Origin of the sequence: Paenibacillus chondroitinus NBRC 15376, from assembly GCF_004000765.1 — a bacterium.
GTDB classification, from domain to species: domain Bacteria; phylum Bacillota; class Bacilli; order Paenibacillales; family NBRC-103111; genus Paenibacillus_E; species Paenibacillus_E chondroitinus.
In genome coordinates this window covers 17,135-26,366 of sequence record NZ_BILW01000040.1, presented here as the reverse complement: position 1 = coordinate 26,366, position 9,232 = coordinate 17,135, and the positions used below count along the sequence as shown (strand labels likewise).

The following is a 9,232-nucleotide window of genomic DNA, read 5'->3' as shown; positions in this document are numbered from 1 at the left end:
GCAGAGCAAAGTATATAAACATATACTTACTGATCAATTTAATATAAAACTAATAGTCACTCTAAGGAGGAATCGTTTAAAATGGCAAAGGCTAAATTTGAACGTAATAAACCGCATGTTAACATCGGTACTATCGGTCACGTTGACCATGGTAAAACAACTTTGACAGCTGCTATCACAACTGTATTGTCCAAAAGATATGGTGGAGCTGCAGTAGCATTCGACCAAATCGATAAAGCTCCAGAAGAGCGCGAGCGCGGTATCACAATCTCCACAGCTCACGTTGAGTACGAAACACCTAACCGTCACTACGCACACGTTGACTGCCCAGGTCACGCCGACTATGTTAAAAACATGATCACTGGTGCTGCTCAAATGGACGGAGCGATCCTGGTTGTATCCGCAGCTGACGGCCCTATGCCGCAAACTCGCGAGCACATCCTTCTTTCCCGTCAAGTAGGCGTACCTTACATCGTAGTATTCCTTAACAAATGTGACATGGTTGAAGATGATGAGTTGCTTGAATTGGTTGAGATGGAAGTTCGCGACCTTCTTAACGAATATGAGTTCCCAGGCGATGATACTCCAATCATCCGCGGTGCAGCTCGTGAAGCTCTTCAAAACCCAGACGGTGCTTGGGCTGACAAAATCGTTGAGTTGTTCGAGCAAGTTGACACTTACATCCCAACTCCTGAGCGTCAAACTGACAAGCCTTTCCTTATGCCGGTTGAGGATGTATTCTCCATCACTGGTCGTGGAACAGTTGCTACAGGCCGTGTAGAGCGTGGTACTGTTAAAGTACAAGACGAAGTTGAAATCGTTGGTATCGCGGAAGAAACTCGTAAATGCGTTGTAACAGGCGTAGAGATGTTCCGTAAATTGCTTGATTCCGCTCAAGCTGGTGACAACATCGGAGCATTGCTTCGTGGTGTAGACCGTAAAGATATCGAGCGTGGACAAGTTCTTGCTAAACCAGCTTCCGTTAAACCACACACTAACTTTACAGCTCAAATCTACGTTCTGACTAAAGAAGAGGGTGGCCGTCACAAGCCTTTCTTCACTGGTTACCGTCCACAGTTCTACTTCCGTACAACTGACGTAACTGGTATCATCTCTCTTCCAGAAGGTACTGAGATGGTTATGCCTGGTGATAACATCACAGTTACAGTTGAACTGATCAACCCAATCGCTATCGAAGAAGGAACTCGTTTCGCGATTCGTGAAGGCGGACGTACTGTTGGTGCGGGCGCGGTTGCTACAATTCAAAAGTAATCCCTTTATATAGAAGAAACACTCATCGTTTAGGCGGTGGGTGTTTTTTTATGCAAATGCCTAAAGTTTTGCTTGCATTTAGTTTTTAAATTTTATATAATATTAAACGTTGGTCTGTGACGTTGCGATGATGTGAAAGGTTGCCGACACACCCGGACCCTTTGCCATGGGAATGGTTGTTGGAGAATTTTCACGGAGTATGTCCGATACTAAATTGGGCGATAGAAGGAGGGACTTATATGGCAAAGCAAAAAATTCGTATCCGTTTGAAAGCTTATGATCACAGAATCATTGATCAATCAGCTGAGAAAATCGTGGAAACTGCCAAGCGTTCCGGTGCAGGTGTATCCGGTCCGATTCCGCTTCCGACAGAGAAGCAAATCATCACGATTCTTCGTGCGGTGCACAAGTACAAGGATTCGCGTGAGCAATTCGAAATGCGTACGCATAAGCGTCTAATCGATATTGTGAATCCAACACCACAAACAGTTGATGCTCTAATGCGTTTGGACTTACCGTCTGGCGTAGACATCGAGATCAAACTGTAAAACAACTATAGAATGAACGTTTAGGAAGGAAAAGAGGTGTCAACGATGAAAGGTATCTTAGGAAAAAAACTAGGGATGACTCAGTTGTTTACTCCGGAGGGTAATGTAGTTCCGGTAACTGTCATTCAAGCGGGACCATGTGTGGTTCTTCAAAAGAAAGATGTGGATAACGACGGTTATGAGTCAATCCAAATCGGTTTTGATGATGTGAAAGCTAGCCGTATCATTAAACCAGAGCTTGGCCATGCGAAAAAAGCAGGGGCAACGCCTAAGCGCTACGTTAAAGAAATTCGCGGCATTCAATTGGGTGACTATGAAGTTGGCCAGGAATTGAAAGCAGATCTGTTCACAGAGGGCGAATTCGTTGATGTAACGGGTACTTCCAAAGGTAAAGGTTTCCAAGGTAACATCAAAAGACATAACCAGTCAACAGGCCCTATGGCTCACGGCTCCCGTTACCACCGCGGACCAGGTTCGATGGGTTCCATTCAAGCGAACCGCGTTCCAAAAGGTAAAAAGTTGCCAGGACACATGGGTAACGAGACTGTAACTTTACAAAATCTTCAAATCATCAAAGTAGATGCTGAACGTAATGTATTGCTAGTTAAAGGTTCCATTCCTGGTCCTAAAAACAGCTACGTTAGCGTGAAGTCTGCTGTTAAAAAGTAAGAAAGGAGGAAGACAGATGCCAAAAGTAGCTTTATATAATGTAACAGGTGCTCAGGTAGGGGAAGTTGAACTGTCTGACGTTGTTTTCGGAATTGAGCCTCACGTTCATGCGATTCACGAAGCTGTTCTTTTGCAACAAGCGGCTGTGCGTCAAGGAACTCACAAAACAAAAGGTCGTTCGGAAGTTCGCGGCGGTGGTCGTAAACCTTGGAAACAAAAAGGAACAGGCCGTGCTCGTCAAGGTAGTATTCGTGCTCCACAGTGGAAAGGCGGCGGTACCGTATTCGGACCAACTCCTCGTAGCTATGGTTTCAAATTGCCAAGAAAAGTTCGTCGCTTAGCGATCAAATCCGCTTTGTCCTCGAAAGTTCTTGATAACAACTTGATCGTATTGGATCAACTTCAATTGAATGCTCCTAAGACGAAAGAATTCGTAGCAATCTTGAACAACCTGAAAGTTGATCGCAAAGTATTGGTTGTGGGCGTAGATAACGACTCCAACGTTGCTTTGTCTGCTCGTAACATCCCAGGTGTGAAATTCGTTGCTGCTAATGGCGTAAATGTTCGTGATGTCATGTTGTATGACAAATTGATCATTACGCAAGAAGCTGTACAGAAAGTTGAGGAGGTGCTTGCACAATGAAAAATCCACGCGACATTATCAAGCGCCCGATCATCACTGAGCGTACAAGCGACCTAATGGCTAACAAAAAGTATGTTTTCGAAGTGGATCTTCGCGCTAACAAAACAGAAATCAAACAAGCCATCGAAGCAATCTTCAAAGTGAAAGTTACAAATGTAAACACACTCAGAATGCCAGCTAAGCCAAAACGTTATGGTCGTCACTCCGGCTACACTTCCATCTGGAAGAAAGCTATCGTGTCCCTAAGCGCAGAAAGCAAAGAATTGGAATTCTTTGAATCGGTATAAACCATTTCTTAAAGTAAGGAGGAAATCAGAGTGCCAATTAAAAAATATAAACCAACCTCACCAGCTCGTCGTGCGATGTCGGTTTCTACTTTTGAAGAAATCACAACATCAACACCAGAGAAATCTTTGCTTGCTCCTTTAAGCAAAACAGCTGGCCGTAACAACCAAGGTAAAATTACGGTTCGTCACCATGGCGGCGGACACAAACGTAAATACCGTATCATCGATTTCAAACGCACTAAAGATGGAATACCAGGACGCGTTGCTACAATCGAGTACGATCCTAACCGTTCCGCAAACATCGCATTGATTCACTATGCTGATGGTGAGAAAAGATACATCATCGCTCCTAAAGGTCTTAAAGTGGACGATCGCATCGTATCCGGACCACAATCCGATATTAAAATCGGTAACGCTCTTCCTTTGGAAAACATTCCAGTAGGTACAGTTATCCACAACATTGAGTTGAAACCTGGTAAAGGTGCACAACTAGTGCGCGCTGCTGGTACGGAAGCTCAACTTCTTGGTAAAGAAGAAACTTATGTAACAATTCGCCTATCCTCTGGTGAAGTTCGTAAAGTTCTTAAAGTTTGCCGCGCAACTGTAGGTTCTGTTGGTAACGAAGATCACGAGCTCGTGAAAATCGGTAAAGCAGGACGTAATCGTTGGAAAGGCAATCGTCCTCAAGTTCGTGGGGTTGTAATGAACCCGAATGATCACCCACACGGTGGTGGTGAAGGACGCGCACCAATCGGACGTAAATCACCTATGTCTCCATGGGGTAAACCGACGCTTGGTTACAAAACTCGTAAAAAAGGTAAAGCATCCGATAAATACATTGTACGTCGTCGTACGAAGTAATCTAGGATATATGAATTTTCTTGAGGTTCAAGGAAGGGAGGAACACCCATGGGTCGCAGCTTAAAGAAAGGTCCATTTATCGATGGATACTTACTGAAAAAAGTAGAAGACTTGAACACATCCAGCAAAAAACTGGTTATCAAAACGTGGTCCCGTCGTTCTACGATTTACCCGCAATTCGTTGGTCACACTTTCGGAGTGTACGATGGAAGAAAACACGTGCCTGTATACGTAACAGAAGATATGGTTGGACATAAGCTTGGTGAATTTGCTCCAACACGTACTTACAAAGGTCACGATGACGATAAGAAAACCGGTAAACGTTAATTTCAATTTTTAACCGAGAGGAGGTACTACCATGCAAGCTAAAGCAATATTGAACCACGCTCGGATTGCTCCTCGTAAAGCAAAGCTAGTTGTTGACTTGATTCGGGGAAAAGCGGTAGGTGAAGCGATCGCGATTCTGCGTCATACGCCTAAAGCAGCTTCTCCAATCCTGGAGAAACTTCTAAACTCCGCAATTGCCAATGCAGAGCATAACTACTCATTAGATCCTAATAAGCTAGTGGTTTCTGAGACGTTTGTTAACCAAGGACCAACAATGAAAAGGTTCCAACAACGTGCAATGGGCCGCGCTAGCGCGATCAAAAAACGTACCAGCCACATTACAATCGTGGTATCTGAGAAATAAGGAGGGATAACGTGTGGGTCAGAAAGTCAACCCGGTAGGCCTAAGAATTGGTATTATTCGTGATTGGGAGTCCAAATGGTTTGCAGAGAAAGATTTCGGAACTCTGTTGCTTGAAGACGTCAAAATCCGCGAATACTTAAAAAATAAACTTAAAGATTCTGCAGTTTCCCACATCGACATCGAGCGCGCGGCTAACCGTGTGAACGTTACGATTCATACTGCAAAACCAGGAATGGTTATTGGTAAAGGCGGAGCTGAAGTAGAAGTAATTCGCAACTACATCGCTGGCTTGTCCAATAAAAAAGTTCACATCAACATTTCTGAAATCAAAAGCCCTGACCTTGATGCTATCCTAGTAGCTGAAGCAATTGCCCTTCAATTGGAGCGTCGTGTTTCTTTCCGTCGTGCAATGAAACAAGCTATGCAAAGAACAATGAGATCCGGTGCAAAAGGTATCAAAGTAGCAACTAGCGGACGTCTTGGCGGTGCTGAGATCGCTCGTACGGAAGGATATAGCGAAGGAACTGTTCCACTTCATACGCTTCGTGCTGATATCGACTACGGTACTGCAGAGGCACATACTACTTACGGACGTATTGGTGTAAAAGTATGGATCTATCGTGGAGAAGTGCTTCCGACAGCTAAGAAAAAGGCTCAGCCGGAAGGAGGAAATTAAATCATGTTAGTACCTAAACGTGTAAAACACCGCAAAGAACACCGCGGTAGCATGAAAGGTCGCGCTAAAGGTGGAACGGAAGTAACTTTTGGCGAATATGGTCTGCAAGCAGTTGAACCGGCTTGGGTAACCAACCGTCAAATCGAAGCAGCTCGTATTGCCATGACACGTTACATCAAACGTGGCGGTAAAGTATGGATTAAAATTTTCCCAGCTAAACCAATTACACAAAAACCGCTTGAAGTTCGTATGGGTAGCGGTAAAGGTAACGTGGAAAAATGGGTTTCCGTTGTAAAACCGGGCAAAGTATTGTTTGAACTTGCTGGTGTTAGCGAAGAGGTAGCTCGCGAAGCGATGCGTCTTGCTGCTCACAAGCTTCCAATCAAAACGAAGTTCGTGAAAAGAGAAGAAGTAGGCGGTGAAGCAAATGAAGGGTAGTGAATTCCGGAACTTAACCACTGCTGAAATCGAGCAAAAAGTTAATGGTTTTAAAGAAGAACTCTTTAACCTCCGTTTTCAACTAGCTACTGGTCAATTGGACAATCCGACTCAAATTCGTGATTTGCGTAAAGAGATCGCTCGTGCCAAGACTATTTTGCGTGAAAGAGAATTGGGTATTGGGTAACCAAATCTAGAAGGGAGGCTTCCTTAGATGGCTGAACGTAACGAACGTAAAGTTCTGATCGGTAAAGTTGTCAGCGATAAAATGGATAAAACCATTGTTGTTGCTGTTGAAACTTACAAAAAGCATGATCTCTACCACAAGAGAATCAAATATACGAAGAAATTCAAAGCTCATGATGAAAACAATCAAGCTAAAATCGGTGACACTGTGAAAATTTCTGAAACTAGACCTTTGTCCAAAGATAAATCTTGGAGACTTGTTGAAGTTCTTGAAGTTGCAGTTGTTATCTAATAATCTAGATATGAACCCCGAAAGGAGGGAATACGATGATTCAACCATTTACTCGTTTGGCTGTTGCTGACAACTCCGGTGCTAAGCAATTGATGTGTATCCGTGTTTTGGGTGGTACTGGTCGTCGCGTTGGTCACATTGGTGATTTGATCGTATGTTCAGTAAAAGAAGCAACACCTGGTGGCGTTGTCAAAAAAGGTGACGTTGTTAAAGCAGTTATCGTTCGTACGAAGAGCGGTGCTCGCCGTAAAGACGGATCTTATATCTCATTTGATGAGAATGCGGCTGTTATCGTGAAAGAAGATAAAAGTCCACGTGGTACACGTATCTTTGGACCAGTTGCACGCGAACTTCGTGACAGAGACTTCATGAAGATCGTATCCTTGGCTCCAGAAGTTATCTAAGAACAGTTAGTCTGTTTTCCTTACGGGAAACCTCAGGAGGTGTAGAAGCTAATGCCAAGAACTAAAAAGAGATTAGAATCTCATAACAATAAACTGCACGTGAAAAAAGACGATACGGTTTTTGTAATCACTGGTAAAGACAAAGGTAAGAAGGGCCGTGTAATCGCTGCTTATCCTCGTCAAAACCGTGTACTGGTTGAAGGTGTAAACATGGTTAAGAAACATGCGAAACCATCCCAACAAAACCCACAAGGCGGTATCTTGAATCAAGAAGCTGCAATCCACGTATCTAACGTGATGCTGATTGATCCTAAGAGCGGCAAACCTACTCGCGTAGGATACAAAGTATTGGATAACGGAACGAAAGTTCGTATCGCGAAAAAATCCGGCGAAGTTATCGACTAATACAAACAAGCATGGAAAGGAGGCAATTGAGTCATGGCAGTAAGAATGAAAGATCGTTATTTGAACGAAATTACTCCAGCGTTAATTCAAAAGTTTAACTACTCAACAGTAATGCAAGTTCCTAAAATCGAGAAAGTTGTTATCAACATGGGTGTTGGTGAGGCTGTATCGAATTCTAAAGTACTTGATACTGCAGTAGAAGATCTTCAAAAAATCGCTGGTCAAAAACCAGTTGTAACTAAATCCAAAAAAGCAATCGCGGGTTTCAAACTTCGTGAGAACATGCCAATCGGTGTGAAGGTTACACTTCGCGGCGAGCGCATGTATCATTTCTTGGATAAACTTTTCAACGTATCACTTCCACGTGTACGTGACTTCCGCGGTATTTCCAACAAGGCTTTTGATGGCCGTGGAAACTACACGCTTGGTTTGAAAGAACAACTCATTTTCCCTGAAATTGAGTATGATAAGGTTGATAAAGTTCGTGGTATGGATATCGTTATCGTAACAACGGCTAAGTCCGACGAGGAAGCTCGCGAGCTTTTAACACAACTCGGAGCGCCTTTCGTTAAATAGGTTCCAGGTCGTACCTATCAGGAGGTGTTATATTAAGTGGCAAAAACTTCGATGAAAGTCAAACAACAACGTACCCCGAAGTTTAAAGTGCAAGCATACACACGTTGTGAGCGCTGCGGACGTCCGCATTCAGTGCTTCGCAAGTTCAAAATTTGTCGGATTTGTTTCCGCGAATTAGCACACAAAGGTCAGATTCCAGGCGTGAAAAAAGCAAGCTGGTAATCACCCTATTTTCGGGAAGGAGGTTTACACAAATGGTCATGTCAGATCCAATTGCAGATATGCTAACTCGCATTCGTAATGCGAATATCGTACGTCATGAGACAGTTGAAATCCCTGCATCAAAAGTGAAAAGGGAAATCGCTGAAATCCTTAAAAAAGAAGGATTTATCCGTGATGCTGAGTACGTTGAAGATAGCAAACAAGGTATCATTCGTTTGTTCCTGAAATACGGTTCAAACAATGAGCGTGTTATCTCCGGTTTGAAGAGAATCTCCAAACCAGGACTACGCGTTTATACGAAATCACAAGAAATCCCTCGTGTATTGGGCGGATTAGGGATTGCCATCATCTCCACATCTAAAGGAGTTATGACGGATAAAGATGCTCGTCAATCCAAAGCTGGCGGAGAGGTTATCTGCTACGTTTGGTAATACAATTGTAATTGAATGGAGGTGCAAACATGTCTCGTATTGGTCGCAAACCAATCACCATTCCAAGTGGTGTAAATGTAACACTAGAGAATACTCAAATCACGGTTAAAGGCCCTAAAGGTTCCTTGTCCCGTGAACTTCATAAAGATATGAAAGTTAGTGTTCTAGAAAACGAGATTTCCGTTGAGCGTCCTTCCGACAACAAGCTCCACCGTGCTTTGCATGGTACAACACGTAGTGTTGTTGCCAACATGGTAAGTGGTGTAACGGAAGGCTTCGTGAAATCTTTGGATCTAGTAGGCGTAGGTTACCGTGCTAACAAAAGCGGTGACAAACTGGTTCTTAACGTTGGGTACTCTCACCCAGTTGAAATCACGCCAGAGAGCGGTATTGAGTTTGAAGTTCCTTCAAACACAAAAATCATCGTTCGCGGAATTGATAAAGAGCGCGTAGGTGCAATGGCAGCTAAAGTTCGTGCCGTACGTGAGCCTGAGCCGTATAAAGGTAAAGGTATCAAGTATGAAGGCGAGCGCATTCTTCGTAAAGAAGGTAAAGCTGGTAAGAAGAAATAAGAACGTTAGATCGCGGGTAATAGCTAAGAGCTTTCGTGAGAAAGCTTGCTATCTAAGCG

At 43.6% G+C, this 9,232-nt stretch carries 18 protein-coding genes; all 18 read left to right on the top strand.

The annotated features are described in order from the left end of the window. The first annotated feature begins 81 nt into the window (after positions 1-81). The 18 genes from tuf (at position 82) to rplF (ending at position 9,173) form a co-directional block, all read left to right on the top strand. Positions 82-1,272 (top strand): elongation factor Tu, encoded by a 1,191-nt coding sequence (tuf, locus tag PCH02S_RS28795; RefSeq protein ID WP_127457542.1) that lies wholly within the window; start codon positions 82-84, stop codon positions 1,270-1,272. A gap of 239 nt (positions 1,273-1,511) precedes the next feature. Next, positions 1,512-1,820 carry a 30S ribosomal protein S10 gene (rpsJ, locus tag PCH02S_RS28790; RefSeq protein ID WP_028557496.1) on the top strand — a complete coding sequence of 103 codons (309 nt, stop codon included), beginning with the start codon at positions 1,512-1,514 and terminating at the stop codon, positions 1,818-1,820. 45 nt (positions 1,821-1,865) lie between these two features. After that, positions 1,866-2,489 (top strand): 50S ribosomal protein L3, encoded by a 624-nt coding sequence (rplC, locus tag PCH02S_RS28785; protein ID WP_029196463.1) that lies wholly within the window; start codon positions 1,866-1,868, stop codon positions 2,487-2,489. Between the two features lie 16 nt (positions 2,490-2,505). Continuing rightward, the gene (rplD, locus tag PCH02S_RS28780) at positions 2,506-3,132 is read left to right on the top strand and encodes a 50S ribosomal protein L4 (protein ID WP_127457541.1); all 627 of its coding nucleotides are present in this window, start codon (positions 2,506-2,508) and stop codon (positions 3,130-3,132) included. After that, positions 3,129-3,419: a 50S ribosomal protein L23 gene (gene rplW, locus PCH02S_RS28775; RefSeq protein WP_127457540.1), complete on the top strand. Its 291-nt coding sequence runs from the start codon at positions 3,129-3,131 to the stop codon at positions 3,417-3,419. Before rplD ends, rplW begins: the two co-directional genes overlap by 4 nt. Before the next feature lie 30 nt (positions 3,420-3,449). Beyond that, on the top strand, positions 3,450-4,280 hold the full coding sequence (gene rplB / locus PCH02S_RS28770; RefSeq protein WP_127457539.1) for a 50S ribosomal protein L2: 831 nt from the start codon (positions 3,450-3,452) through the stop codon (positions 4,278-4,280). A gap of 48 nt (positions 4,281-4,328) precedes the next feature. Further along, entirely contained in the window at positions 4,329-4,607 is a 279-nt protein-coding gene (gene rpsS / locus PCH02S_RS28765) for a 30S ribosomal protein S19 (RefSeq protein ID WP_029196461.1), read from the top strand. Between the two features lie 31 nt (positions 4,608-4,638). Then, on the top strand, positions 4,639-4,971 hold the full coding sequence (gene rplV / locus PCH02S_RS28760) for a 50S ribosomal protein L22 (protein WP_028557490.1): 333 nt from the start codon (positions 4,639-4,641) through the stop codon (positions 4,969-4,971). A 13-nt stretch (positions 4,972-4,984) separates the two neighbouring features. After that, positions 4,985-5,647 (top strand): 30S ribosomal protein S3, encoded by a 663-nt coding sequence (gene rpsC / locus PCH02S_RS28755; RefSeq protein WP_127457538.1) that lies wholly within the window; start codon positions 4,985-4,987, stop codon positions 5,645-5,647. A gap of 3 nt (positions 5,648-5,650) precedes the next feature. Continuing rightward, positions 5,651-6,085, top strand: coding sequence for a 50S ribosomal protein L16 (rplP, locus tag PCH02S_RS28750; RefSeq protein ID WP_127457537.1), 435 nt, complete (start codon positions 5,651-5,653; stop codon positions 6,083-6,085). Next, positions 6,075-6,272, top strand: coding sequence for a 50S ribosomal protein L29 (rpmC, locus tag PCH02S_RS28745; protein ID WP_028557487.1), 198 nt, complete (start codon positions 6,075-6,077; stop codon positions 6,270-6,272). The genes rplP and rpmC overlap by 11 nt, the downstream gene beginning before the upstream one ends. Positions 6,273-6,299: 27 nt before the next feature. Next, entirely contained in the window at positions 6,300-6,563 is a 264-nt protein-coding gene (rpsQ, locus tag PCH02S_RS28740; RefSeq protein WP_127457536.1) for a 30S ribosomal protein S17, read from the top strand. 35 nt (positions 6,564-6,598) lie between these two features. Further along, a complete protein-coding gene (rplN, locus tag PCH02S_RS28735) occupies positions 6,599-6,967 on the top strand; it encodes a 50S ribosomal protein L14 (protein WP_028557485.1) in 369 nt (122 codons plus the stop codon). 51 nt (positions 6,968-7,018) lie between these two features. Next, a complete protein-coding gene (gene rplX, locus PCH02S_RS28730; protein WP_209856245.1) occupies positions 7,019-7,372 on the top strand; it encodes a 50S ribosomal protein L24 in 354 nt (117 codons plus the stop codon). Positions 7,373-7,405: 33 nt separating this feature from the next. Further along, complete coding sequence (gene rplE / locus PCH02S_RS28725) at positions 7,406-7,948, top strand: 50S ribosomal protein L5 (RefSeq protein WP_127457535.1); 543 nt, start codon at positions 7,406-7,408, stop codon at positions 7,946-7,948. A gap of 36 nt (positions 7,949-7,984) precedes the next feature. Beyond that, entirely contained in the window at positions 7,985-8,170 is a 186-nt protein-coding gene (locus PCH02S_RS28720; protein WP_029196455.1) for a type Z 30S ribosomal protein S14, read from the top strand. A gap of 32 nt (positions 8,171-8,202) precedes the next feature. Further along, positions 8,203-8,601 carry a 30S ribosomal protein S8 gene (rpsH, locus tag PCH02S_RS28715; protein ID WP_029196454.1) on the top strand — a complete coding sequence of 133 codons (399 nt, stop codon included), beginning with the start codon at positions 8,203-8,205 and terminating at the stop codon, positions 8,599-8,601. A 29-nt stretch (positions 8,602-8,630) separates the two neighbouring features. Further along, entirely contained in the window at positions 8,631-9,173 is a 543-nt protein-coding gene (gene rplF / locus PCH02S_RS28710) for a 50S ribosomal protein L6 (protein WP_127457534.1), read from the top strand. Positions 9,174-9,232 lie beyond the last annotated feature (59 nt).